Source organism: Leptospira ilyithenensis, from assembly GCF_004771005.1.
GTDB lineage: Bacteria > Spirochaetota > Leptospiria > Leptospirales > Leptospiraceae > Leptospira_A > Leptospira_A ilyithenensis.
In genome coordinates this window covers 133,560-158,046 of record NZ_RQHV01000038.1, presented here as the reverse complement: position 1 = coordinate 158,046, position 24,487 = coordinate 133,560, and the positions used below count along the sequence as shown (strand labels likewise).

Below are 24,487 nucleotides of genomic sequence, written 5' to 3'. Positions count from 1 at the left end.
AAAACTTCTTTCTTCACGAACCTCTAATGAATAAACAATATTACTAAATGCCCATTAACAAACACATTAGTAATTGATGTTATGTGGTCGATCGTCTTTGGCTTATAACAAGATCGACAATGGCAGCACGTTAGTTTTTTCTATACTATCCCCGCCCCTCTTCTGTGCCAATAGAAGCGAAGAAATATCCGAAGAATCATCTGCGAAGCTGATCTATATCTATGGGCGGGGTGATCAACAAAATCACCCAATGATTTCCTTACACGGTCTCATAAATGGTTACAGCTGTCGGCAATTCATTACTATTCAAAAACTTTTATGCTTCACTATTTTTTAAAGTAATCCTTATTTATAAAATTCCGATTCATCATCAGAAACTGGCCGCAAAACGACATAAATACAGATGGACATAATTGATTTCCTGATTTGTTTTTCATTGCTTCTTTTTCATCTCATTTTGAGTTTACGATATGGAAATAACACTGGAAATTAAACTGGATTTACACAATTTTTATACAAAGGCCCGCAAAACCTCTGTTTTCTGAGAGATCAGGTGTTTTAGCGCAGAGTCCTTATACGCATCGCTTGTGTTTATGCCCGAGACGTAATCGTAAATGGTCCTGTCTGCCTCGACTTCCCACTGAGCGCGGAATAAACCTTTCTGACGCAGCACCTGATCCATCTAACAACAATGTAGAAAAGGAGATGGACACCCTGGAGTTCTGGCTTTGGCTAGGGGACTTTACAAATTACAATCTGCGGCAATCATGTGGAAGTTACTTACTTATGGGTAACGGGATGGGTGGTTAACCCCACCCAGTCTCATTAGGGCGGGGATACCAAAAATCCCATCTTATAAGGAGAGCCCTTGCTTCGGACAAAAAGAAAAGATGCGAGGTATTTATCCTAACATAGACAAAGCACTCTTCTCTTAAAAGCAAGTGAGATGTTTCCCTTCGGCGGCGAGGCCACGGATGGCCGAAGCTTTTTCGTCGGAACAGGAGGTTCCGCGAAAAAGAGCGGGAAACATCTCACGCTTGTTTTTTTTTAATATGACAATAATTTTCCACATTTCCACGTCACATTCTTCCAGAATAAAGCGAAAGCAAAACTCTCTTAAGCTAAACACAGAATAAAATATGACATTTACTTACATAAAGTCTTTCCATCAGTTTATAAATAAATTATTTACAAACTGGTAACCAGATAAGATAAACCGAAATGTTTGATGAAATAAAGCAAAAACGGCATTTCAATAAATGCCACTCTCGCCAATACACAATAATAAAGGTTAACGCAAATGTCGAAAAAAATATTAATCATCGATGACTCTCAGGCCCAACGAAAGCTTGTACGCATTTCACTGGAAAGGGGTGGGTATGATATAGTTGAGGCCGAAAACGGAGCACAAGGATTGGAGCTTCTGTCTCCTGATTTAAAGTTAATCGTATGTGATGTGAATATGCCGGTCATGGACGGGGCTGAATTTGTGAAAAAGTTAAGGGCTTCCGATCCTTATCAATTTTTACCGATCATCATGCTGACAACGGAATCACAAACATCGATTAAAGAAACACTGATGTCGCAAGGTGTTCGTGCCTGGCTCACAAAACCGTTTAACATGGAACAGCTTCTAACAGCAGTTTCAAGATTAGTTGTATAAATTCAATAAAATGGCAACAAACAGTTTCAGAAAAATCAAATTCAAGGGAGAGTTGAAGATTCGTAAATTAACTTCTATCCAATCCAAACTGCTAAGGTATTCAGATACCAACCTTGGATTTGATCTTTCGGATGTAATCGAATTTGATACCGCAGCATTGCAGTTACTTCTCTCATTGAACAAGGAACTACAAAACAAAAATTGCAAACTTCGTATAACATCCGCTTCACAAGCGGTTGAAAAAATAATTAGATTTTATAACAAAGAATTCCTGTTACTTTCAACGGATGAAATAAATCCGGAAGGACAAAAAATTGGATCCGCGTGACAAACCCGGCTTCAACGACTTTGTTGCGGAAACAAGGGATATGCTCGAAATCCTGGAGCGTGACCTTGTAGAAATCGGCCAAGGGAATCGGGAGAAAGAAACACTAAACTCCCTTTTCCGATCCGTTCATACGATCAAAGGCACGGCAGGGATGTATGATTTTTCCAAGATCTCCGATTTTGTTCACTTTTTAGAAGAAATTCTGGATAAAGTACGTTCTGGAAACTTGGAACCGACGAGCGATCTTGTACAAGTTGTTTTACAATATAAGGATCACTTACTACGTCGTTTGGAAATCTTCGAATCAGGAACATTCGAAGACGAAGAAATTCTACAGGAAGCGGAAAATCTTATCCTCAGCCTTTCCCGTTTCGGAAGTTCCAACCACATTCAAGATCTACCAAGTTCCCAAGAAGAAAACAGAATAAGAAAACTTGCAACCTGGAAGATCAGATTGTTTTGCGGCCCCGATTTATTTATCAATGGTTTGGATCCCTACCCTTTTCTCAGATATCTTTCCGAAAAAGGAACATTGGATGAAGTCTATTTGAGCGAGGACAGGATTCCGCATTTCTCGGAAATAGAACCTACAAAATCATATTTGGACATTGAGGTAATTTATTCTTCAGAACTTTCCAGGCAAGAAATTATAGACTCGTTCGAATTTGCCGGTTTGGATATGCAGATTCAAATCGAGCCAATCGAAAATTCTAAGAATTCGAATACAGACGACGATGTTAAATCTTCCCCAACGAAAGATGCCTCTCATCTTTCCAATGACACTCAAGTTTCGAAACATAAAACAACTTCATCTCGTACAATTCGGGTAGACGCCGACAAACTGGATTTAGTCGTCGATCAGGTCGGAGAGGTTGTTGTAATTTCCTCCGCACTTCAACAGATAGCTTTAGGTCTTAAGAATGAATACTTTGAAGAACTCACCCATAGAATGTCACGTCTGCTAGGTGAGATCAGATCAAATAGTTTAAAGCTAAGAATGGTTCCCGTACAAACTCTATTCAGCAGGTATACCAGAGTCGTTTTCGAATTGGGAAAACAAACTGGAAAACCAATACGGTTGGAAATCAAAGGCGGCGAAACGGAATTCGATAAAAATCTCATCGATAATTTAATAGACCCTTTAACACATATGGTTCGGAACTCAATCGATCATGGAATAGAAAGTTCGATAGAAGATCGTATCCAAGCTGGAAAGCCTCCCGAAGCACTCATTGTATTGGCCGCTTCTCACAAAGCCGGTGAAATATTAATAGAGATTTCCGATGATGGAAAAGGAATCGATCCGGAATCGATTTTAAAACGTGCGAAAGAGAAAGGACTGTACAAGGAAGGTGATCCGATTAAGGAAGAACAAGTATTGGCTTTTTTATTCGAGCCCGGGTTCTCCACAAAAAGCAAAGTCACCGAACTCTCCGGAAGAGGAGTAGGACTGGACGTAGTCAAAAGAAATGTCGAGTCACTCCGTGGTAGGATCGAAATAGATTCTAAAAAAGGAGAAGGAACCACCTTTCGGATTTACCTTCCGCTTACCCTTGCAAATATCGACGGATTTTTAATCAAAATAGGAAACAATCAATATGCGATTCCTTTGGATATGGTTAAGGAGTGTATGGAATTTCATCCTCAAGAATTCGTCATCGGAGAACAAAACTATGTGAAAGTAAGAAATAAAATATTACCTTACGTAGATATGAACGAATGGTTCGGAGAGCCTCAGGATACCACAGGCAGAAGACGTAATCTGATCATTGTAAATTCGGGAAATTTACAAGCAGGATTAATCGTAAACGAACTTTTAGGAAGGATTCATTCCGTTATAAAGCCATTAGGCGAATTATTTGAAAATGCTCAGGGAGTAAGCGGCTTTGCACTATTGGGAGACGGTTCCGTAGCTATGATTATAGACACAACGGCATTGTTATCCGAAGTGCGAATTCGAAGCGAAGAATTTTTACAGAAAAAACTAGATCTGCAAATGGAAGGCCAAGAGGCCTAAGAAGAACGAACTAATTAAAGAGAGTTAGGAGTAAAATATGACTATCACACAAAAACTATTTTCAATCGTAATAATAGGATGCCTTGGCCTTGGAATCAGCAATGGTATATCCATTTATCATACAGATAAGGTTTACGAGGAAACTAACTTTACCAATAAGAACACCTTACCCGGTTTAGTCGTATTGAAAGATATTTCCTTGTCTTTCTCCAATCTTAGAGCTTTAGTCAGAGAAAATCAGACAAACACAATTCCGGAACATAAAATCGGGATCATAAACAAAGTTCAAAAAATTGAAGAAGAATTCTCATCCTCATTGAACAGATACGCCAATTTAATTTCGGATAAAAAAGGGGAAGAACTTTTCGGAATCGTAAAAGCCGCAAAAACGGATTATATGCAAGCGTTTGCAAATAACATTTCCCTTCCTAATCAAGTTATCGATGAACAAATATTTAATGATAAGGAAGAAATTGCCTCTTACGAATTTACCAAAGCACTTAAAAATCAAATTCAATATAGTGTCGAATTGTCCGAGCAAAAAAGTAACGGCATCTCATCAAACAGCCGGACGACAAATTTATTATTGATCGTCTTTACATTGGGGATTTTCGCTATTTTGGCATTACTAGGTTGGCAAATATACAAACAAATCCGCATGCAACTTGGCGGAGATTACGAGTTGCTGGAAAGGGTAGCAAAAAAAATCGCTTCAGGAGATCTTTCCAATGATATTAACGTAAAATCTGAAGATCATAATAGTCTTTTGTTACAACTGTCCCAGGTTCAATCAACTTTAAACGAACTGATATCGGAAATGACCAAAATGTCAACCGAACATGAATCAGGTGACATTGACGTTAAAATCGACGTTTCTAAATTTCAAGGGGCTTTCAAAGCTGTCGCCGAAAATGTAAACGCGATGGTATTTTCCCATATCGCGGTTAAGAAAAAAGCGATGGAATGTTTCAAACAGTTCGGTGAAGGAAATATGGATGCCGATATTGAAAAATTACCAGGCAAAAAGAAATTCATCAATGAAACCATTGATCAGGTCAGAGCAAACATCAAAGATTTGATCCAGGAAATGAACAGAATGTCCATTGAACACGAAGCTGGCGACATCGACGTTAAAATCGACACCTCCAAATTCAAAGGTGCTTTTCAAGTCATGTCGGATAGGATCAATGAGATGGTATTTTCCCATATCGCAGTTAAGAAAAAAGCGATGGAATGTTTCAAACAGTTCGGTGAGGGAAATATGGATGCCGATATTGAAAAATTACCAGGCAAAAAGAAATTCATCAATGAAACCATTGATCAGGTCAGAGCAAACATCAAAGGTTTGATCCAGGATGCCGACAAACTGTCCGAAGCAGCCGTTCAAGGACTTCTTGATACAAGAGCGGATGCAACGAAACATAAAGGTGACTTCAGGCGAATCATCGAAGGAGTAAATTCAACTCTGGAAGCAATCGTTGGACCAATCAATGAAGTTATGAAAGTTCAATCCTCAATGGAAAAAGGTGACCTTACTCAGTCTGTAAAAGGGGACTACAAAGGGAAGTTAGGTGATTTAAGGGACTCGGTCAACAGTACTATCGAAAAATTATCAAGAAGCATTTCGGAAGTAGGCAAAGCGGCGGCGTCTTTTGCAAGTGCTGCGGAAGAAGTTAGTTCCACTTCACAAACAATGAGTCAGGGAGCAACGGAACAGTCAGCAAACGTAGAAGAGACAAGCGCATCGTTGGAAGAAATAACGGCAACCATTGAACAAAATGCGGACAACTCCAAACAAACGGAAGTAATGGCTTCGAATATGGTCAGTCACGCCAACGAAGGAGGAGAAGCAGTGAAAAAAGCAGTACAAGCGATGAAAGACATTGCAGAAAAGATCACTGCTGTGGAGGATATTGCCTATCAAACAAACTTATTGGCTTTAAATGCCGCGATAGAAGCTGCTCGTGCAGGAGAACACGGAATGGGATTTGCCGTAGTGGCAAACGAAGTAAGGAAACTTGCAGAACGTAGTCAAAGTTATGCGGGAGAGATCAGCCATTTTGCTAAAAATTCAGTCAATGTGGCCGAACGTGCAGGAAGTTTGATAAATGAAATCATTCCGAACATCACAAAAATATCGGATTTGATTCGGGAAGTATCCGCAGCCAGCAGAGAACAAAAACAAGGAGTCGGTCAGATCAATTCGGCGATGAACCAATTGGATCGGGTAACACAACAAAATTCCGCCGCATCGGAACAGTTATCAAGTATGGCTGAAGAATTATCGGCACAAGCACAAGGTCTCCAAAAAGTAGTTCAACATTTCCGTATCGGCGGAAATGAAGAGCCGGTCATTGCCGTAGCTTCCATTGATTCGATCCGTTTGCACAAAAATATGAGCCTCTTAAAGACCTCTAAAAATGGAACACCGGATTTTGACGAGTCCAAGTTCGGCCGTTTCTAAGGAGAGATTATATGAGGGCAATGGAAATTAACGCCAATCAATATCTTACATTCCGATTAGGTCAGGATGAGTTCGGTATAGAGATTCTTAATGTTAGGGAAATTTTGGAATATAGGGAGCCGACAAGAGTTCCCAGAACTTCCCGATTTATAAGAGGAGTCATAAATCTTCGGGGAAATGTAATATCTGTAATTGATCTTGCAAAATTATTCCAAAGTAGAGACATCGAGACGACAAGGCACACATGTATACTTATTTTGGAGATCCCTAAAGAAGAGGACAAAATCATCGCAGGCGTGTTAGTTGATTCGGTAAACGAAGTTGTCATGATTCCTCCCGAGTGTGTAGACCCGGTTCCCACATTCGGTGCAAATATGAAAACCGATTTCATTCGCGGAATGGGCAAACTGGAAAGCAGAGTCATTGTATTATTAAATCCTGCAAAGATGTTGGATTTTAATGAAATCATTTCTCTTTATGGAAAAGAAGACGAGGAAGCGAAAAATCCGATAGATCCGCATCCAGTAAGCGTTTCATAACACGAAATATGCATTTGTCCCTGAAAGAATCCGAATTTCAGTCGTTTTCCGATTTAATTTTTCGGTATACCGGAATTCGGATGACCGGTAAAAAGAAAGAGCTGATCGCAAGTCGTTTGTTCAAACGAATAGTAACACATAACTGTCATTCGTATGGTGAATACTTTGACATTTTGAAACGGGATGAAACCGGTGAGGAAAAAAAAGTCTTTATCAATCTGATCACAACTCATGTTACTCATTTTTTTAGAGAGCAGGATCATTTTCAATTTATTGATAAACTGTTGGCGAAAGAGGAAACACCTCCTTCTAAAATTTGGAGCGCCGCCTCATCCACCGGAGAAGAGGCATATAGCGCGGCATTGGTTCTGCATGACCGACTGGGCCCGGGAAAATGGTCTGTACTAGGAACGGACATAAGTACGGAAAGCATTGAGAATGCGAAAGAAGGATTTTTTCCAATTGAAGGGTCGGAACGAATACCAGAATATTATACCAAACGATATTGTTTAAAAGGCAAACAGGAATATGAAGGGTCTTTTACTTTCGAGAAAGAAATAAGATTTGGCGTTCATTTTGAAACGATGAACTTGATGCATTTCAGCGACTTGCCGGGAAGGTTCCGCCCTAATATAGTATTTTTAAGGAACGTATTGATTTACTTCGAACAAAAGGAAAAACAAAAAATCATAGATAAAATAGAATCAATGTTACCTCACGGATCTATCTTGATCATAGGCCACTCAGAATCGTTGAATGGGATTCATCACAATTTTAAGTTATTACAAACATCAATCTACAAAAAACTATGAGCAATCACCACTATAAAGTTATGGTCGTTGACGACTCCGCAGTAGTTCGTCAAAATCTTTCGGACATTTTGGCAAAAGATCCGATGGTTGAGGAAATCATTACTGCTTCCGATCCGATCTTTGCTATGCAGAAAATGCAGATTGTTTGGCCGGATGTAATCGTTTTGGACATTGAAATGCCCAGAATGGACGGAATATCTTTCCTGAAAAAAATCATGGCGGAGAGACCCACTCCCGTTGTCATATGTTCATCCCTTACAACGGAAGGAGCGGCTGTGACAATGGAGGCAATCAGTGCGGGAGCGGTAGATATCATCGGCAAACCAAAGTTAAATATAGTTGGTTTTTTGGAAGAATCTGCAGAAACATTTTTGCAAATCATTCGTGCTGCATCTCAAGCTCGTGTGGGAAAATTAGCTTCTTATACTTCCAAACCCGCACAATCGCATTACAAACAATCGTCTCTAAGTCCGTTGATGACAACAGGAACAACCTGGAAGTTAGTCGCCATAGGAACTTCCACCGGAGGAACCAATGCATTGGAAACAATCCTTACCGCACTTCCACCACTCTCCCCTCCGATCGCTATCGTTCAACATATGCCCGAAAAATTTACGGAACAATTCGCAAAGCGCCTAAACTCAATTTGTCAAATTGAAGTGAAAGAAGCTGTGAATGGAGACGAAATCATTCCGGGAAGAGCACTGATCGCACCAGGAAATCGCCACCTAATGGTACGTATGAGCGGTGCCAGATTTTATGCGGAGGTGAAAGAAGGGCCCGTCGTTAATCGCCACAGACCTTCCGTAGACGTACTTTTTCGTTCCGTAGCCCAACATGTAGGTCAGAATGCAATCGGAATTATTATGACCGGAATGGGAGATGATGGTGCCAGAGGACTATTGGAAATGAAAAAAGCGGGAGCCTATACCGCCGCTCAGGACGAAGCAAGTTCCGTCGTTTTCGGAATGCCGAAAGAAGCAATCTTGTTAGGTGCTGCTGAAGCGGTATTGCCTCTTAGAATGATGGCAACTGAAATTCTATCCAAGGCGGGACACAGCGGTGGAAGGTTTTAAAAAATCATTCCATGGGAAATCGCAAGGAAATACATATTTCCTTTGACTCATTTTCGTAAATATTCGACTTTGAGATTGTAAAATAAACTTTCGCATTCATATCTTCACATAATTTTTTAACCACAGGCAACCCAAGTCCGATCCCAAATTCTTCTTTCACATACCTTTCATCTACGGCTTTCTGCAAGCGGAAGAACGGTTGAAACAAAGCAATTTCTTCCGAGTTCCTACAGTCTAAATCCTCAATCTCTTTATAATTCGGAGGATTTATAAATTTAATAATAAAATCCCGTTCCGTTCTAAGGAATATTGCCATAATATTTGTCATGTTAGGAGAATACTTCATCGCATTAATCAAAACTTCTCTCACAATGGATTGAAGGGATTTTTTGCAGATTTTTATTTTCTGTTTATTTGTGTCCGTTAAAACGGAACCGATGAACTGTTGTTTCTTGATCTCAAACATATCCTTCAAATAGTCTGCCTCAATTTCTACCAAATGAATGACTTCTCCGAGAGTAACTTCACCCATATCCATATTACTTTCTTCAAAGACTATCTGAGCATCCGCCATTGTTTGAATAAGTCTCTTTGTAGTTACAAAATTATCTTCCAATAAGTTTAGAAAAGGAAGAGGAATCTTTGCGTTTGTTTCTTCTTTTTCGGCTATCTCAAGCACCGCACCAACTGTTGTGATGAGTGCACCAATCCCTGAGCCTTGCATTAAAGAAATATTCAAATTTGGTAACGCCTGTTTCATCCAAATCCGATTCCCGCCCTTGCCTTCTATTTCCTGCCTCCAATTGAATATGGAAATAATTTCCTTATACAATCCTTCTTCCTGTTTTAAAAAGCAGAGTTGCTTTTCCAAAACACCGAGCATATCTTTCTCTTTCCGTTTTTCTTCCGTAATGTCCAATTCCGAAAGAAAAACGAATTTATCTTTGCTTTCCGGAAGGGAAATGGAAGAAATTTGAATTCGAAAAGTATGATAGTCAAACTCAATCTCCGTTTGAATCGGGTTTCCATGAAGTGCATCCAAAAATTTGTCTTCGCAAATCGGAAGAAATCTGTTTGGAAATTCTCCGTATTTTTTTCCGATTAATTCTTTTTTTGGAGATTTAGAAATATGACAAGGTTCGTACGCATATACGCAGATAAGTTCCGCATCAAAAATGAAATATTTCCCTTCGGGCAACAAGGAGGACCAACCGTCTAGAACTGAAATAAAATCTAACCCCGAAAACAGATTTTTCTCGGAAATATCTGAAATCATGTACATGTATGCCACCTTTTCCAAAATCATAGGACGAAAATAATCAAAAGATCATACAAAAAAATAGAAAAAATATCACTTATCTAAAGTTAAATGAACATTTAAACCGACAGATTAATTAATAATTTATTTCCAATTTATTGGAATTAAGATCAGTTTGCACAACTGTCTTGGATCTCTTTAGGTAAAGTCGCTGACTTGGATATCGGGAAACAAATTGTGTTCGGACTCTATTTTTGCAAGGGAAGCTTCATCCATATTTCCCGTATCCAACATTGATTTCAGATGTAAAAACAAATTAGAATGAACGTTTGTTCGGCGAATTGCATAATCCACCATCGTTCCTGTTTTCATAATGAACGCCCAATCCGAGCTTTGCAAAAGCAGAAGTTCCCTTCCCATCTGTTTGAGAACACGAATGATTAACGGATCTTTAGAATCTTTCAGTTCGTTTGTTTTATGGAACATATCAATGGATAAGGAATGGATGTGTTTGTAAATCCAGTCATTGGAAGGATTCAGCCAGACATCTCCGTATCCGTTCTCTCCCCAACTGGACATCTGCATCTTTACGGACTGAACTTTGGGAACGACTCTTGTTGCTTCCAAAGGATGAATGGTTTGAATCACATCCTGATCAAAATGTATTTTTTTAAATAAAAACTCGATAAATTGAGGGCCCTCATACCACCAGTGGCCGTATAACTCTGCGTCATACGGAGATACGATGATCGCCGGTTGTTTGTTTTCGGAATATAACGCTTCCGCTTGAGAAATTCTGTTTCTTAAAAAATCCTCTGCATGATTGCCGCAAATCTCCATCGCTTCCAGAGGGCGGTAGTATTCCTTATGTGCCGTTTTGCCCGTGATTTTATGGTATTTGATTCCAGTATTGATTCTGATTCCGTTGGAATTCAGAAAGGGTTCCATATAATTATAATCCAAATCATGGCCGATGTCTCTATAGTATTCCCGGTAATGAAAATCTCCGGGATAACCGTCAATCGAACTCCATACCTGACGCGAACTTTCCTTGTCACGCCCGAATGCGAACACTCCGTATCCTACTTCCACGGGAGAATACACTCCGAACATCGGCCTAGGACTCGCATGATTTATCCCATGAGTGTCTACAAAAAAATAGCGAAAGCCTTCTTTGTCCAAATCATCTTCTAGTCCGGGATAATATCCGCATTCCGAAAGCCAAATTCCTTTTGGATCACGTCCCCAAATTTTGCGAAATGTCCGCCTACCATTCCTTAGTTGAGAGCGAATGATGCTGGGTTCTGATTGATAAAAAGGAAGAAAACCATGAGTAGCAGGACTTGTTATGATCTCCAGATGGCCTGATTCCACAAAAGGTAAAAACTGTTTTGTCAAATCTCCTTTCGTTTCTTCAAAAACGGAAAGACTGTCTTCAAAATGAGAAAGATAATAATCCGATAAATAATTCAGATGAGGATCGAACTTTGTCCTCTTTTTTTCTTCTTTGGCAAGAGAGATCAGATTTTTTATATATTTACGAAATTGATTTTGAAGGTATTCGTCTACAAGCATGGAAGACAATGTGGGAGTAAAAGACATTGTAATCCGAAAAGGAACATTCTCCTTTTTTAGATTCTGAAATACACGGATCAAAGGAATATAGGTTTCCAAAATCGCTTCGTTCAACCAGTTTTCTTCAATGAACGGAAGATCATAGCCAGGATGCCTAACAAAAGGCAGGTGGGCATGCAGCATAAGCAATAAATAACCTTTAGGGTCTGTCATTGGCTTATATGCGAATGAGAACCGAATCCTGAAGATCCGCCCAATATTCCCGGATTCTGAAGTGATTTCTCAGATTCGGCGGATAAGTAAGTTTCGGAAAAGACCCAATGCCCGGAATCAATTTTTTTTATCCAGCCGGACTCCGCCCAATTCGGGTGAATCCATTTTTCATCTAACAGAAATGATTCGGTGGCTTTTGGTAAATCTCCTGTTTTTGTTTCCAAACAGAAAAAAGATTTTTCTCCGAAGAATGCAAACAGGGAAGCATTGATCTCTTTTACGGAAACATCCCATTTGCAGTAATAGGAAGAAGTAAAAGCGGAAAGATCATGCCAGTCTTCCGCAAAACCGGATTCCTTTTTGTATTGTACTCTCAATTTAAAATGAACCTGTTCCATAGAAGGAGCACCCAATTCTATCGGAAGAGAACTGAATCTCTCAGGATCAAAATTCCAAAATACAAATGCTTCTTTAGGATTTCTGACAAGGACCTTCACCAAATCTTTTTCTACTGGTGGAATCGGTTTTAGAAATTTAGGATCATTATAAATCAGATAGCCGGGGCTAGTAGTTTTCAAAGTCGTTTGGATCTTTTCAATCGGGTCCGTAGATACAGTTTTTTTTCCTGCAGTCGTCTTTTTTTTAGGACTTGGCTTTTTTGAATCTGGGTCTGCCATGAAGATAAAAATCTTAGTTTCCTTTACCGGGAAATTCGTTTATAGTTGTAACTGCGAAGAAGGGGGTCTTCAATTCTTTTTTATTTGACTCTCTTTTTTTTTGGCTTATTACGAATTACAAACAAAGGATGAATGATGAAAATTAATTACACTTGGAAACACCTAGACCGCTCCGAAGCTGCAGAAACATACGGCAATGAAAAGCTGGAACGTGTAACGAAATATGTGGGGAAAGTATTATCATGCGAAGTATCTTTCGAAACCATCCACGGAGAAATCCACGCCAACCTCAAACTCAACGCAGACGGAAACCATTTCAACGCTCATAACGAATCCAAGGATATTTATGCATGTATCGACGGACTGGAAGACAAAATCCTTTCCCAAGTGGGCAAACACCACGACAAAAAAAGCTCTCGCTAAGATAACATAGCCGGGAAACTCTCTCCGAGGATGTTCCAAAAATCAGACGAGGCACTACATTCTCTCTCCCTCGGAGAGTTCGAAAAAGCAAAATCGGTTTATTCCGTACTTTTAGACAAAGATCCGGAAGACTTGGAATATATCAGCGGCTACTTCGTAGCAAGTTTTTGGGACAACCGACTGGATCTTGTTTTGCGAACCAGAGAGGGGAAAGACCGGGGCAATCTACTTCTCGAATATTTTTCCCTTTTTGAAGAAGAATCAAAAAAAAGAAATCTGGATACTACCGAACCGTATCATACCTGTCTGAAATGTGTTCTGGAAGAAGCAGCCGGGCATTTGAAACTTGCCTACCAATGGGAAGGCGCCAATGCACTGGATTCGGAAACATTGGGGGATCTTGCGGTATGTCTTATCAAAATCGGAGATTACAAAACCGCTCTCGAAATCATTCAATATTCCAGCGGAAGAAACAGGTTTTCCCCGAACTTAAAATTTTTCCTCGCGGAAAGTTACTGTATGACCGGAAAAGAAAAAGAAGGAATAGAAACTTACAGATCCGCTTTCCTGGACGATCCCAATCAATTCCGAATGGATCTTGTTAGTTGGCCTCCCCTATTGCCTTTGATCGAAGAAGCTAAAACCTTGGTGAAAACCGAAGACGAACTAAAGGAAATCCTACCGGTCCTCGCTTGGAAAAGCGGTTTATTTGTGACGGGAAAAAAGGAAAACATAGAAGACATCAAATCCTGGCAAAAGGAGATAACAAGACTCAGTGAGTCCGCAAAAAAAGGAAGCGGTTATAGTTTTAAAATAAAATGCAGGATCGAACAGTACGCCTACTTTATTATAGAAACGGCACCACAAGGAGTCGCCAGAGATGCCGTTTTATTTGCGCAAAAAATCTTGGAAGAGATTTGATTAACGTTCTGTGGCAGCTTCAATCAGGTAATGGATTTCCTCTGCGGCACTTCCCCTACCCGTATTCAAATAATAAGTTTCCAATTCCTTTAAGCCGCTGATCGAAGTCGGTTCCGTTTTCAAACGATTGATAAATTCCTGTTTTTGACTGCCTGCACTCAAATCAATACTAGTCGGCTCATTTAAATAGGAAGTATTGTCGATCACAACTCCTGCCGAATCATTGAGTTTGGTTTCCGTTGAAGAATACCGGCTCGCGAAAACAATCACAAGGCTGAGGAGCATCACGGTAGAAAAGGAGTATTGAAGGTTTCTATTTTCGAGAACGTTTTTGATAAACAAAAAACGGTTTGCGGAGGGAGACTCGATTCTTTCACTTTGGAGCAGATTGGCAAGTCTGGTATCAAAGTCAGAGGACATACGCGGCATGATGGTTTCTTCTTTTTTCCGCAGTTCCGTAAATAAATTACAGAGATGGGATTCGAGTACTACCGATTCTTTTTCATCGGAAAATATGTGAGGATACTGCGCACGCAACCAATTTCTAATATTCATAATATTACTTCTCAAAAAACCCTTCTCCTCTTTCGTCTTTGAGGATTAGGTGTTTTAGAAACTCCTTCGCTTTAAAGAGACGACTTTTGACTGTCCCTACATTCGTTTCCATGATTTCGGCAATCTCATTATAGGAAAGATTTTCGAAATAACGCAGCTCTAGAACTTGTTTGTAGGAATCTTCCAGCAGGCCAATCTTATCCATTAGATAACTGGACTCTTCAGAAAGTTCTAATTTTTTTTCATAACCCATTCGATCGTCTACGAATTGGTTGTCCCCGGAGTCATCCATAGGCTTTTCTTTGCCGCGTTTGCGTTTTGCGAGCAAATCCTTTGACTTGTTGACTACAATCCGATAAAGCCAGGTATAAACCCCTGCTTCGGCGCGAAAGTTTTGTATCGAGCGGTAGCCGGAAATCAATGCTTCCTGAACGATGTCTTCCGCATCATCCGAGTCTTTGACCATGGAAACTGCCTTACGGAATAGTCTCTCCCGAAAAGGAGAAACAAGTGTCATATAGGCGGTAGGGTCCCCCGATTTGATCTTTTGGAGAAGGATTTTTTCCTTATCCCGGAGGGTCATGTTTTTGCCTTCTAGTGGACGTGGCATTGGAGCAAGTATTGTTTTGGCGTTAAATAATTCAATGTTTTTAGAGCCAAAGAAAGCCCCAATCCCTCGCGCTTTTGCAAACTTTCTAAATCCGATGGAACATCTTTTCCAAATCATAACGTGTGAGTTTGATCAGAGTGGGACGACCATGAGGACAAAGAGAAGGATTTTCGCAATAGGAAAGCCTTTGTAATAACTCTGCAATGATCTGATCGGAAATCTGATCCCCTTTTTTGACGGCCGAACGGCAAGCTACGCACTTTGCCATCTCATCGTATAACTCGGATTCGTCTTTGTCCGCTTTTCTCTCGAAAAAATCAAGAATGGTCTCCTGTTCTTTTCCCGGATCGATATAACTGGGAACTTCCCGAACGAGGATCGTTCCTCCGGAAAAAGGTTCGAGTAGTATTCCCAGTTTTTCCAAAGACTCACTGTGTTTCAATGCGTCCTCTGCCTCTTCTTTTGTCATTTCGATCCGAATCGGAGTCAGAAGAGGTTGTGCCTTATATGCTTTTTGTTTTAAATCGCGAAGTACTTCTTCATAACGAATCCGTTCATGAGCAGTGTGTTGATCTATGATATAAAGTCCGTCTTCCGCCTCAGCCAGGATAAATGTTTCGAAGATGATGCCGTAATGTTTTTTAGGAACAAAGGAATGATGTTTTTTAGGATTGTCGCTTAACTGGAATAAGTTGATTCCGGGCTCCACTCCTTCCAAAGAATAATGGGAACGAAACGGCAATGTGGAAGGAAGTCCGAGACCGGGGCTTTCCCCGGCTCCGGTTGCAAATCCGAAACTCTGTCTGTTTTCCTCCGCCCTATCATAAGGAATCGGCATGGAAAGTCTGCGACGCATTTCCAAAAATTCCACGGGAGTGGAAGAACGTAACACATTCTGAATCCCTTGGAAGAGCAACCCGGTAATGGTTTCCTCCGACAGGAACCGGACTTCTTTTTTTTGGGGATGTACATTTACATCCAGATGTTCGGGAGGGATGGTAAAAAATAAAAACGCGTAAGGATGAGCGCCCGACGGTAACAACTCTCCATAACATTTTTTCAAAATTTGTGAGCTGAACTTAAGCTCTACAGGACGCTTATTTACATAGAAATATTGCCCCGTTCTGTTGGATTTGTAAAAATCCGGATGAGAAATCCAACCTTCCAGGATCACTCCGTTTCTTTCGATACGAACGATGAGTAGATGGTCTCTTAGATTTTCACCGAACACGGAAAGAACCCTTTCGAAGTGGGATTCTTTCGAAACATTCAAAACCTCTTTTCCGTTTTGCATGTAACGAAAACCGACAGATGGTTCTGCGAGAGCCGTGACCTGCACTCTGTTTCTGTTTTTTTTCTCCTCTCCTATCTCGGATTTGAGAAATTTGCGGCGAACGGGAGTATTATAAAACAAATCCCTGATTTCAATTTTGGTTCCTCTGAAATGAGGAACCATTTCCTTTTCTTTAATTTTTCCGTCTTCCACATGCACACGAAAAGCAGTTCTTCCTTCTCCAACTCCACTATCAACAGTTAGATGAGAGACGGATGCAATGGAAGCGAGAGCTTCCCCGCGAAATCCGAATGTGTATACATTTTCCAGATCCTGGAAACTTTGGATTTTGGACGTCGCATAACGCTGAACGGCAAGAGGCAGATCCTCTTCGGAAATTCCATGTCCATCGTCAGAAACTATAATTTTGCCGAGTCCCGCATTTTCCGTGAGGATCTCGATTTTTTCAGCCCCTGCATCAATTGAGTTTTCGAGTAATTCTTTGAGGATGGAATGAGAAGATTCGATCACTTCCCCTGCGGCGATTTGATTGATCAAGTCCGCAGAAAGAGTTTTGATTATGCCCATATATACAAGCTAAGAATCCGGGCGCTTGTTCGTCAAATTAACAGTTTTGGCAACGACCGATGATATTGATGTCTACGTGTTCCACTTCAAATCCAAGGTGCTGGAATTCCAAATTGGGAAGAGTGACCGATGGGATGTCCATCACCATTCCGCAGGAACGGCAAATCAAATGGGAGTGTTTGTCCAGGAATGCATCGTAACGAACGGAGTCGGATTCGATATTGAGTTTATTTACCATTCCATTCTCAACGAGATATTCCAAAGAATTGTAAACGGTAGCAAAACTGATTCGGTCTGCTTTCGAACGTACCGATTCGAAAACCATCTTTGCCGTAGGATGGTCTTTTCTCTCCATTAGGTCCTGGAGCACAAGTTCTCGGTGTTTTGTCAGAGTTTTCATGAAGTCTAATTTCCTCTTAGGCCCTACTATAGATTAGAATGGTTCCCGCCGAAAATGGTCAAATTGATTTTCTTTTTCAGAATGATTCCAAATCCTGTAATTTAGAACTAGGAGACGACAAAGAATGGCAGTTTCTTCCGAAAAATTCAAAAAAGCATTATCTCTTTGGGCAAGCGGTGTCTCTGTGATTTGTTACGAATCCAAGGCTAAAAAGGGCGGAATTACGGTTTCCAGCTTCAGTTCCGTTTCCCTGGAACCCCCATTGGTACTCTTCTGTTTGGACAAAAATAGTCCGGCAAAAGAGGCAATCGAGTCCGCAAATGCATTTTCAGTGAATATTCTCAGTTCGGAACAAAAACAAATTTCCGCTGATTTTGCCTCTAGTTCCCTGGACAAAGAAGAAGTTTTAGCAGGTCAAAACCCAATTCGCCTGGTCACCGGTGCCCCCGTTCTGAACGGGACCTTAGCCTCCCTGGACTGTTCTTTGTTTCAAATTTTAGATTCAGGCGACCATTGGATCATGATCGGACATGTGGAAGACAGTAACTCGAGTGAGAACGCCCCTCTGCTTTATTTCAACCGAAACTATCATACGATTTAAGGAAATCTCTTACGAATGGAAAAAGATTCTGTAACACTGAACGACGCCAAAGAACACGGGTTAACCGAAGACGAATTCAATCAAATTCAAAATATTTTAGGAAGAGTTCCCAATTCCACAGAACTTGGAATTTTTTCAGCCATGTGGTCGGAACATTGTTCTTATAAAAACTCCATTCTCAAACTAAAAACACTTCCCACTAAATCGGACAAACTTCTCGCCCAGGCGGGGGAAGAAAACGCGGGGGCCATGGACATTGGGGACGGGCTTGCAGTCGTTTTCAAAATAGAAAGCCACAATCATCCCACCGCCGTAGAACCTTACCAAGGTGCTGCAACAGGTGTGGGCGGAATCATGAGAGATATTTTTACCATGGGCGCAAGACCGATCACTTCTCTCAACTCACTCAGGTTTGGTGAACCATCCGAGCCTCGGAACAAATATCTTCTTTCACGCGCAGTCAAAGGCATCGGAGATTACGGAAATGCATTGGGAATTGCCGTAGGAGGAGGAGAATTATTCATCCACCCTACATTCACCAAAAACCCCTTGGTAAATGCGATGACAGTGGGAATCGCCAAACATGACCAGATGGCGTCCGCTTCCACAAGCGGAAAAGTAGGACACAAAGTATATATCGTAGGCGCAACCACAGGACGTGACGGAATTCACGGAGCTTCATTTGCTTCCAAAGATTTGTCCAAAGAATCGGAAGAAAAAAGATCTGCCGTGCAAGTGGGAGATCCGTTTATGGAAAAACTTTTGATGGAAGCGTCTCTTGAAGCCATCCAAAAGAAAGTCCTTGTGGGAATCCAGGATATGGGTGCTGCGGGAATTTCCTGTGCCACTTCGGAAATGAGTGCCAAAGGCAAAACCGGAATGGATGTGGATCTGGACAAAGTTCCTCTCCGCGAATCAGGAATGAACGCATACGAGATCATGTTGTCCGAATCCCAAGAACGGATGTTAGTGGTTCCCGTCGAAGGCAAAGAAAAGGAACTCAGTGAAATTTTTCATAAATGGGGACTTGCTTCCGTAGAAATAGGAACAGTCACCGGAGACGGGATGATTCGTATCCGAAAAGATGGAAAACTGAAAGCGGAGATTCCTGCGGAGTCACTGGTTCTCGGTGGCGGCGCTCCCAGATATGTACGGGAAGAAAAAAGACCGGCTTACCTGGATCAGGTGCAAACATTCCTGGAGTCTTCCCTTCCTGAAATTTCTTTGGACGAGGCGCATTCCGATCTACCTAAGTTTTTAGCTTCCTGGAATTTATCTTCTCGCAGACCTATTTACGAACAGTATGACACCGAGGTGGGACTCGTAAAAGTAGTGCCTCCCGGAGAAGACGGAGGACTTGTCAGAATTCCCGAAACAAAAAAAGGAATCGCGATAGCAACAGATTGTAACTCCCGTTACACGTATTTGGATCCATACCAAGGTGCTGCGTGGGCTGTTTGCGAATCGGCTAGAAATGTTGCCTCTACAGGTGCTGCACCTTACGGAGTGACCAACAATCTCAATTTCGGAAATCCTTATATTCCGGAAAACTATTATGTATTCAGCGAATGTGTGCGGGGACTGGGAGATGCTTGTCGTTACATGGGTTTGCCCGTCACAGGCGGAAATGTTTCCTTTTACAACGAATCCCCCGAAGGTCCGGTGTTCCCTACACCTACCATCGGTATGGTGGGACTCATTGATGACGTATCCCGGGGGCTCCACACTTATCCGAAGACTTCCGACAAATCCGGTTTATCCCTTTTTCTAGTAGGCCATTTTGATCCCAGCGTATCCGGGTCGGAATACCTTTCCGTATTTCACAAACTGGATACCGGAAAAATTCCCAACTTCTCTTTGGAAAAAGAAAAAGATACAATCGATACTCTACTTTCTCTTCATAAAGCGGGGATCATTTCTTCCGCAAAAGATTTATCCTTAGGTGGAATTCTTGTGGCACTCGCAAAGATTGCGATCCAAGGAGAACTAGGTTTGAATGCAGATCTTTCCGTCTTGCAGACTAGCGGAAGAAGAATAGATTCTTTGTTATTCGGTGAGACAGGTGCAAGCTTTATCATTTCTGCAAAAACAACGGACGGATCTAAAATCAAAGAAGAGTTTGAAAAAAAAGGTTTAACTGCTTATGCAATCGGAGGTTTTTCCGAAACCAAAGAATTGAACCTCATTTTGAAAGAAGGCAAAACCAATTGGAAGATTCCGGATCTGACGTTCCGTTTTGAAGAAGGACTTGCAGGTACATTTAGCTAATACAAGATAGATTCCTTTATATTTTCCATTGGAAAAAAATACCCTGCCAATAAAAGGCAAACCGGTTTGTAAAAAATTTATTTCGTGGTATGTTTGGTTTGCATTATGGACAAATATATGAGATAAGAGACGCATCGGGTGGCAAAGTTCAACCCTACCCGATGCAGGTGTATACTGATGCTAACAAATATAAAAAATCTTAATAAAACCGGCTTCATTTATTTATTACCACTCAGCTTGCAGTTTTTCTCTTGCGGCCCCCTCCATCTCAACAATCCCAATGATTATGCAAGCAGCGATTATTTCTTATTCCAATGGATTAGATGTGCGGCGAGTCCTTCCTGTGTTAGCAATTCCCAAGGACCGGAAACACCCAAGATCACAAATGTATTGAATAAAGGATTAGTTCAGACCGGGTTTCTCGTCGGCACGGCCAATGCGGATGTTTCCCTTGTGGAACTATCAATCGACAACGGCGCCTTTTCCTCCGCAGAAGGAACGAACCCGTGGAAATTCAAATTGCCGATCGGTGCCTCAACCTGGAAAGACGGAACAAAACATACGATCCAAATCCGAGGAAGAAACGCAAGCGGATCCAGCCCCGAATCAAGCAGTATTACACTTATTAAAGGATCTAACAAGGATGTGAACGGAGACGGTTATGTTGATTTGGGAGTCGGAGCCAAAGGACTGAACAAAGCCTATCTGTTTTACGGAAGTGCAAATGGAATTTCCACGATGGGTGCCGCTTCCGCGAGTACGGTTCTTACAGGCATAGTAAGTACTGATCTGTTCGGAGTGAGCCTGGCGTTAGGTGATGTAAACGGAGACGGATTCGGTGATTTTTCGGTCGGTGCTTCCGGCTTTTCTGCAAGCACGGGCCAGACATATATCTTTCACGGCAGTTCGGCAGGCATATCTTCTTCAAATGCAAGTGCAGCGAATTCGATACAAACAGGCATTAACTCAGGAGAACTTTTCGGAACAGTTCATATAGGGGATGTGAATGGGGACGGATACGCGGATTTAGCAGTCGGAGCGACTTCTGCAAGTACCGCAAAAGGAGCGACTTATATTTTTCATGGTTCCTCCTCTGGTATTTCTACAGGCAGTGCAAGTGCGGCAAATTCAACTCAAATAGGTGTTAGCGGAGGAGACAATTTCGGAACCAGCCTATACATCGGAGACACCAATAACGATGGTTTTGCCGATCTGGCCGTAGGAGCCATGAGTGCAAATTCGAACATGGGTGCGGCATACGTCTTTCTCGGAAGTTCTTCCGGAATCGCAAATGTGGCTGCGGCAAGTTCTGCTAATACGGTAATTTCTGGTACAGGATCGATCGGACAGTTTGGAGGAAGCGGAGTCCCCATCGGAGATGTGAACGGAGACGGATACGGAGACCTTTTCGTAGGTGGGATTGGTGTCAATGCAGGTCTCGGTTCAAACCAAGGACAGGCTTATTTGTTTTACGGAAGTTCTTCCGGTATACCCAGTAATTTAGCTTCCTCCGCCGGGGCGATTCTAAGCGGAACCTCGGCTGCCGATCAACTCGGTCAAGTCGCATTAGGAGATTGCAATGGCGATGGTTTTGCAGACCTTCTTGTGGGAGCACGTCTTCGAAATTCCAGTGTAGGAGAAAGTTATGTATTTCTCTCTTCCGGGTCGGGCGGAGTTTCCAGTGCCGGACCCGCAGCAGCTAACTTTACTCAGGTGGGAATCGTCGGAGGCGACAACTTCGGAAACGTCAGCTTCCACGATATCAACGGAGACGGATATTCTGACGTCATCGTAGGTGCCGCCAGCAGAAACGCAGGCCAAGGTTCCAATAACCAAGGAGAAACATATATTTTTCATAGTCAGTCAACAGGATCAGTTTCCACAAATGCGAGTTCTGCCAATACCACGATCACAGGAACTGCCGGAGGGAACCATTACTTCGGAAGCAGTTTTTCCTTATAATACGTAACATCTTTATTTGCGGGTTTTTGTTTTTGCAATATACTTTTCCGTAAAGCGAACTTCACCCGAATGAATGTCATACATCGCTCCGTAGAGACCTACCTTTTCGGATTGAACCAAACTCCGGATAAGTGGGCTTTGGTTCATAATGTCCTGCATACTTTTTTTTGTATTGAGTAGAGCCACTTTATTCACAAAATCATCGTTATTCGCATTTCGATTCAATTTAATCGATTTTTCTTCCGCAATGACAGGCTGGATTTTTTTCAGTAAAATTGGCAATTTTCCGATTTTAACATCGGAACAAGCACCTTTGATGGCACCGCAACCGGTATGCCCCAAAACAAGTATCAATTTGGTTCCAACCACCTGACAGGCGTATTCGATACTTGCCAAAATATCAGGATTCACAACATTCCCGGCTACCCTGATGCTAAAAAGATCTCCTAGTCCCATATCAAACACCAGTTCTACGGAAGTTCGGGAATCCATACAGCTCAGTACTACAGCGAGAGGGTTTTGCCCTTCGGAAGTAAGATTCATCTGATGCAGCAGGTCTTTTTCGATTCGGTTCCCCGAGACAAACCGAAGATTTCCGTCTTTTAAAATCCGAAGGATCTCTTCCGGTGCAATGGATTTTTGCAATTCTGAAGTTACCACATCTACCCTTTGATAATGGTCAATAAAACTATAATTCTCTTTGAATCCGACCAAATTGACTTCTATATTTTTTTCGGGAGCAACTGTTTCCGCAAAGTCTTTGATCATTTCAATGATATCAGGATCCACATACTCCGCAGAATAAGCATCCAAAGTAACACTTGATCCGTTCGGAAATTCGTAGAGTTTGTTTTTTAAGAACGGTTTGTTTAAAAAAGTCGCTTCTTCGGAAAGACGGATTCTTGTTGTGATTTTATTATAACGACTCTCTTCAATAATTTGAAATGCATTCTTCATGTTGTTTCTCAGGATAAAGAAAAAACCTACAGTGATACCGATGGTGATACCAATGAGAAGATCCGTAAAAACAATCGAAATGATTGTTATCAGAAAAGGGTAAAACTGATTGTTTCCTTTTTTATACATATTCCGAAACAATGAAACACTTGCTAACTTATAGCCGGTAACAATCAGAATGGCGGCAAGTGCGGAAAGAGGGATCCGATTCAGGATCTTCGGGAAAAAAGCAACGACCAGTAAGATCAAAATTCCATGGACCAAGGAAGTGAATTTCGTTTGTCCTCCGGCCTGGATTCCTACACTTCCCCGAACAATCACCGAGGTTAAAGGAAGTCCTCCCAAAAGCCCGGAAAGAATATTTCCTCCTCCCTGTGCCAATAACTCCCTGTTTGGTGGAGTGTGCCGCTTGTGTTGGTCAAGCTTATCTACTGCTTCAATATTCAGCAATGTTTCCAAAGAAGCAACTATGGCAATTACCGCAGCTGTCAGATAAACCTTATAATTTGTTATATAAGAAAAATCGGGAAATGTGAAATACTGAAGGAACTCGTTCCAATTGGAACTGACCGGAACATTTACCAAATGAGATCCGCTTGCGGGAAAAAATGAAATTTTTTCCAGAATAAAATTCAAAGCCAAAGCGTAAAGAATCACCGTAAAAAAAGGAGGAACGGAATTTTCTTTTTTTCTTTTGGTCAGATAAAACAAAAGGAGCAAGGAACTCACTCCGATCAGAAGCGATCCGATCTGATATCCGTTCGCCGCATTCAATAACTCGGAAAAAGTATTTTCATTATCCGATTGAAAGAAAGCAAAATCTCCTTCCGTATCTTTGTCAAAGCCTACCAAATGGGGAATCTGTTTCAGAATTAAAATGGTACCAATGGCTGCCATAAGTCCGTGAATCACGCTCGAAGGAAAATAATTGGCAACAACACCTAACCTAAGTAACCCGGCGAATATCTGCAAAACCCCCGCAAAAAAGACAGCCAAAGCGAAAGCTTCATAAGAGCCGAGTCTTGCAATACCGCTAAAAACAACCGCACTGAGACCGGCAGCAGGTCCACTGATACTAGTATGGGACTTACTGACCAAGGAAACAAAAACCCCGCCGATAATTCCGCCGATCAGCCCGGAAAACAACGGAGCTCCCGAAGCCAAAGCAATCCCCAAACAAAGAGGAACGGCGACAAGGAAAACAACCGCTCCTGCTATCAAATCATCTTTTATAGAAAAATTTTTCATAATTTACAATTCCGATTTTTTAGACACTAAAAGATAAACCCATATACCATAATAAAAGT

At 41.4% G+C, this 24,487-nt stretch carries 20 protein-coding genes; 12 read left to right on the top strand and 8 right to left on the bottom strand.

What is annotated here, in order from left to right:
- Positions 1 to 1,300: 1,300 nt before the first annotated feature.
- The 7 genes from EHS11_RS06625 to EHS11_RS06595 are packed head-to-tail and all read left to right on the top strand — an operon-like array spanning position 1,301 to position 8,899.
- Positions 1,301 to 1,663, top strand: coding sequence for a response regulator (locus EHS11_RS06625; protein WP_135763603.1), 363 nt, complete (start codon positions 1,301 to 1,303; stop codon positions 1,661 to 1,663).
- Between the two features lie 10 nt (positions 1,664 to 1,673).
- The gene (locus EHS11_RS06620) at positions 1,674 to 1,991 is read left to right on the top strand and encodes an STAS domain-containing protein (protein ID WP_135763602.1); all 318 of its coding nucleotides are present in this window, start codon (positions 1,674 to 1,676) and stop codon (positions 1,989 to 1,991) included.
- The gene (locus EHS11_RS06615; RefSeq protein ID WP_135763601.1) at positions 1,978 to 4,008 is read left to right on the top strand and encodes a chemotaxis protein CheA; all 2,031 of its coding nucleotides are present in this window, start codon (positions 1,978 to 1,980) and stop codon (positions 4,006 to 4,008) included. The genes EHS11_RS06620 and EHS11_RS06615 overlap by 14 nt, the downstream gene beginning before the upstream one ends.
- A gap of 37 nt (positions 4,009 to 4,045) precedes the next feature.
- Positions 4,046 to 6,472 (top strand): methyl-accepting chemotaxis protein, encoded by a 2,427-nt coding sequence (locus EHS11_RS06610; RefSeq protein ID WP_135763600.1) that lies wholly within the window; start codon positions 4,046 to 4,048, stop codon positions 6,470 to 6,472.
- A gap of 11 nt (positions 6,473 to 6,483) precedes the next feature.
- Positions 6,484 to 7,011, top strand: a complete 528-nt coding sequence (locus tag EHS11_RS06605; protein WP_135763599.1) for a chemotaxis protein CheW — start codon at positions 6,484 to 6,486, stop codon at positions 7,009 to 7,011.
- An 8-nt stretch (positions 7,012 to 7,019) separates the two neighbouring features.
- Positions 7,020 to 7,823, top strand: coding sequence for a CheR family methyltransferase (locus tag EHS11_RS06600; protein ID WP_135763598.1), 804 nt, complete (start codon positions 7,020 to 7,022; stop codon positions 7,821 to 7,823).
- Positions 7,820 to 8,899: a protein-glutamate methylesterase/protein-glutamine glutaminase gene (locus EHS11_RS06595; protein ID WP_135763597.1), complete on the top strand. Its 1,080-nt coding sequence runs from the start codon at positions 7,820 to 7,822 to the stop codon at positions 8,897 to 8,899. The genes EHS11_RS06600 and EHS11_RS06595 overlap by 4 nt, the downstream gene beginning before the upstream one ends.
- Before the next feature lie 4 nt (positions 8,900 to 8,903).
- Here the strand turns inward: EHS11_RS06595 and EHS11_RS06590 are convergent, their stop codons facing one another.
- From EHS11_RS06590 to EHS11_RS06580, 3 genes are all read right to left on the bottom strand, one after another.
- Complete coding sequence (locus EHS11_RS06590) at positions 8,904 to 10,205, bottom strand: ATP-binding protein (RefSeq protein WP_135763596.1); 1,302 nt, start codon at positions 10,203 to 10,205, stop codon at positions 8,904 to 8,906.
- Positions 10,206 to 10,355: 150 nt separating this feature from the next.
- On the bottom strand, positions 10,356 to 11,945 hold the full coding sequence (locus EHS11_RS06585) for a glycoside hydrolase family 57 protein (protein WP_135763595.1): 1,590 nt from the start codon (positions 11,943 to 11,945) through the stop codon (positions 10,356 to 10,358).
- A complete protein-coding gene (locus EHS11_RS06580; RefSeq protein WP_135763594.1) occupies positions 11,942 to 12,622 on the bottom strand; it encodes a hypothetical protein in 681 nt (226 codons plus the stop codon). The genes EHS11_RS06585 and EHS11_RS06580 overlap by 4 nt, the downstream gene beginning before the upstream one ends.
- Positions 12,623 to 12,757: 135 nt before the next feature.
- Here EHS11_RS06580 and hpf point away from each other — a divergent pair, with 135 nt between their 5' ends.
- Together hpf and EHS11_RS06570 are read left to right on the top strand one after the other, a co-directional pair.
- Positions 12,758 to 13,045, top strand: a complete 288-nt coding sequence (gene hpf, locus EHS11_RS06575) for a ribosome hibernation-promoting factor, HPF/YfiA family (protein WP_135763617.1) — start codon at positions 12,758 to 12,760, stop codon at positions 13,043 to 13,045.
- Positions 13,046 to 13,075: 30 nt separating this feature from the next.
- On the top strand, positions 13,076 to 13,966 hold the full coding sequence (locus EHS11_RS06570; protein WP_135763593.1) for a tetratricopeptide repeat protein: 891 nt from the start codon (positions 13,076 to 13,078) through the stop codon (positions 13,964 to 13,966).
- Here the strand turns inward: EHS11_RS06570 and EHS11_RS06565 are convergent, their stop codons facing one another.
- From EHS11_RS06565 to EHS11_RS06550, 4 genes are all read right to left on the bottom strand, one after another.
- Positions 13,967 to 14,521 carry a hypothetical protein gene (locus EHS11_RS06565; RefSeq protein WP_135763592.1) on the bottom strand — a complete coding sequence of 185 codons (555 nt, stop codon included), beginning with the start codon at positions 14,519 to 14,521 and terminating at the stop codon, positions 13,967 to 13,969.
- Positions 14,522 to 14,525: 4 nt separating this feature from the next.
- Positions 14,526 to 15,131, bottom strand: a complete 606-nt coding sequence (locus EHS11_RS06560) for an RNA polymerase sigma factor (protein ID WP_210413644.1) — start codon at positions 15,129 to 15,131, stop codon at positions 14,526 to 14,528.
- 85 nt (positions 15,132 to 15,216) lie between these two features.
- Positions 15,217 to 16,992, bottom strand: coding sequence for a DNA mismatch repair endonuclease MutL (gene mutL, locus EHS11_RS06555; protein ID WP_135763591.1), 1,776 nt, complete (start codon positions 16,990 to 16,992; stop codon positions 15,217 to 15,219).
- A gap of 37 nt (positions 16,993 to 17,029) precedes the next feature.
- Entirely contained in the window at positions 17,030 to 17,392 is a 363-nt protein-coding gene (locus EHS11_RS06550; RefSeq protein ID WP_135763590.1) for a Fur family transcriptional regulator, read from the bottom strand.
- A gap of 124 nt (positions 17,393 to 17,516) precedes the next feature.
- Here EHS11_RS06550 and EHS11_RS06545 point away from each other — a divergent pair, with 124 nt between their 5' ends.
- From EHS11_RS06545 to EHS11_RS06535, 3 genes are all read left to right on the top strand, one after another.
- On the top strand, positions 17,517 to 17,993 hold the full coding sequence (locus EHS11_RS06545; RefSeq protein WP_135763589.1) for a flavin reductase family protein: 477 nt from the start codon (positions 17,517 to 17,519) through the stop codon (positions 17,991 to 17,993).
- A gap of 15 nt (positions 17,994 to 18,008) precedes the next feature.
- Positions 18,009 to 20,261, top strand: coding sequence for a phosphoribosylformylglycinamidine synthase subunit PurL (gene purL, locus EHS11_RS06540; RefSeq protein ID WP_135763588.1), 2,253 nt, complete (start codon positions 18,009 to 18,011; stop codon positions 20,259 to 20,261).
- A gap of 177 nt (positions 20,262 to 20,438) precedes the next feature.
- Positions 20,439 to 22,223: an FG-GAP-like repeat-containing protein gene (locus EHS11_RS06535; RefSeq protein WP_135763587.1), complete on the top strand. Its 1,785-nt coding sequence runs from the start codon at positions 20,439 to 20,441 to the stop codon at positions 22,221 to 22,223.
- 12 nt (positions 22,224 to 22,235) lie between these two features.
- Here EHS11_RS06535 and EHS11_RS06530 read toward each other — a convergent pair whose 3' ends face one another.
- Positions 22,236 to 24,428: a bifunctional SulP family inorganic anion transporter/carbonic anhydrase gene (locus tag EHS11_RS06530; protein WP_135763586.1), complete on the bottom strand. Its 2,193-nt coding sequence runs from the start codon at positions 24,426 to 24,428 to the stop codon at positions 22,236 to 22,238.
- Positions 24,429 to 24,487: the final 59 nt, after the last annotated feature.

What these genes read in the sequence shown, in the direction of transcription:
- hpf (WP_135763617.1), top strand. Translation starts at nt 12,758, where the DNA reads ATGAAAATTAATTACACTTGGAAACACCTAGACCGCTCCGAAGCTGCA.
- EHS11_RS06530 (WP_135763586.1), bottom strand. Translation starts at nt 24,428, where the DNA reads ATGAAAAATTTTTCTATAAAAGATGATTTGATAGCAGGAGCGGTTGTT.
- EHS11_RS06595 (WP_135763597.1), top strand. Translation starts at nt 7,820, where the DNA reads ATGAGCAATCACCACTATAAAGTTATGGTCGTTGACGACTCCGCAGTA.
- EHS11_RS06580 (WP_135763594.1), bottom strand. Translation starts at nt 12,622, where the DNA reads ATGGCAGACCCAGATTCAAAAAAGCCAAGTCCTAAAAAAAAGACGACT.
- EHS11_RS06605 (WP_135763599.1), top strand. Translation starts at nt 6,484, where the DNA reads ATGAGGGCAATGGAAATTAACGCCAATCAATATCTTACATTCCGATTA.
- EHS11_RS06570 (WP_135763593.1), top strand. Translation starts at nt 13,076, where the DNA reads ATGTTCCAAAAATCAGACGAGGCACTACATTCTCTCTCCCTCGGAGAG.
- EHS11_RS06590 (WP_135763596.1), bottom strand. Translation starts at nt 10,205, where the DNA reads ATGATTTTGGAAAAGGTGGCATACATGTACATGATTTCAGATATTTCC.
- mutL (WP_135763591.1), bottom strand. Translation starts at nt 16,992, where the DNA reads ATGGGCATAATCAAAACTCTTTCTGCGGACTTGATCAATCAAATCGCC.
- EHS11_RS06545 (WP_135763589.1), top strand. Translation starts at nt 17,517, where the DNA reads ATGGCAGTTTCTTCCGAAAAATTCAAAAAAGCATTATCTCTTTGGGCA.
- EHS11_RS06585 (WP_135763595.1), bottom strand. Translation starts at nt 11,945, where the DNA reads ATGACAGACCCTAAAGGTTATTTATTGCTTATGCTGCATGCCCACCTG.
- purL (WP_135763588.1), top strand. Translation starts at nt 18,009, where the DNA reads ATGGAAAAAGATTCTGTAACACTGAACGACGCCAAAGAACACGGGTTA.
- EHS11_RS06550 (WP_135763590.1), bottom strand. Translation starts at nt 17,392, where the DNA reads ATGAAAACTCTGACAAAACACCGAGAACTTGTGCTCCAGGACCTAATG.
- EHS11_RS06535 (WP_135763587.1), top strand. Translation starts at nt 20,439, where the DNA reads ATGCTAACAAATATAAAAAATCTTAATAAAACCGGCTTCATTTATTTA.
- EHS11_RS06565 (WP_135763592.1), bottom strand. Translation starts at nt 14,521, where the DNA reads ATGAATATTAGAAATTGGTTGCGTGCGCAGTATCCTCACATATTTTCC.
- EHS11_RS06625 (WP_135763603.1), top strand. Translation starts at nt 1,301, where the DNA reads ATGTCGAAAAAAATATTAATCATCGATGACTCTCAGGCCCAACGAAAG.
- EHS11_RS06560 (WP_210413644.1), bottom strand. Translation starts at nt 15,131, where the DNA reads ATGCCACGTCCACTAGAAGGCAAAAACATGACCCTCCGGGATAAGGAA.
- EHS11_RS06620 (WP_135763602.1), top strand. Translation starts at nt 1,674, where the DNA reads ATGGCAACAAACAGTTTCAGAAAAATCAAATTCAAGGGAGAGTTGAAG.
- EHS11_RS06600 (WP_135763598.1), top strand. Translation starts at nt 7,020, where the DNA reads ATGCATTTGTCCCTGAAAGAATCCGAATTTCAGTCGTTTTCCGATTTA.
- EHS11_RS06610 (WP_135763600.1), top strand. Translation starts at nt 4,046, where the DNA reads ATGACTATCACACAAAAACTATTTTCAATCGTAATAATAGGATGCCTT.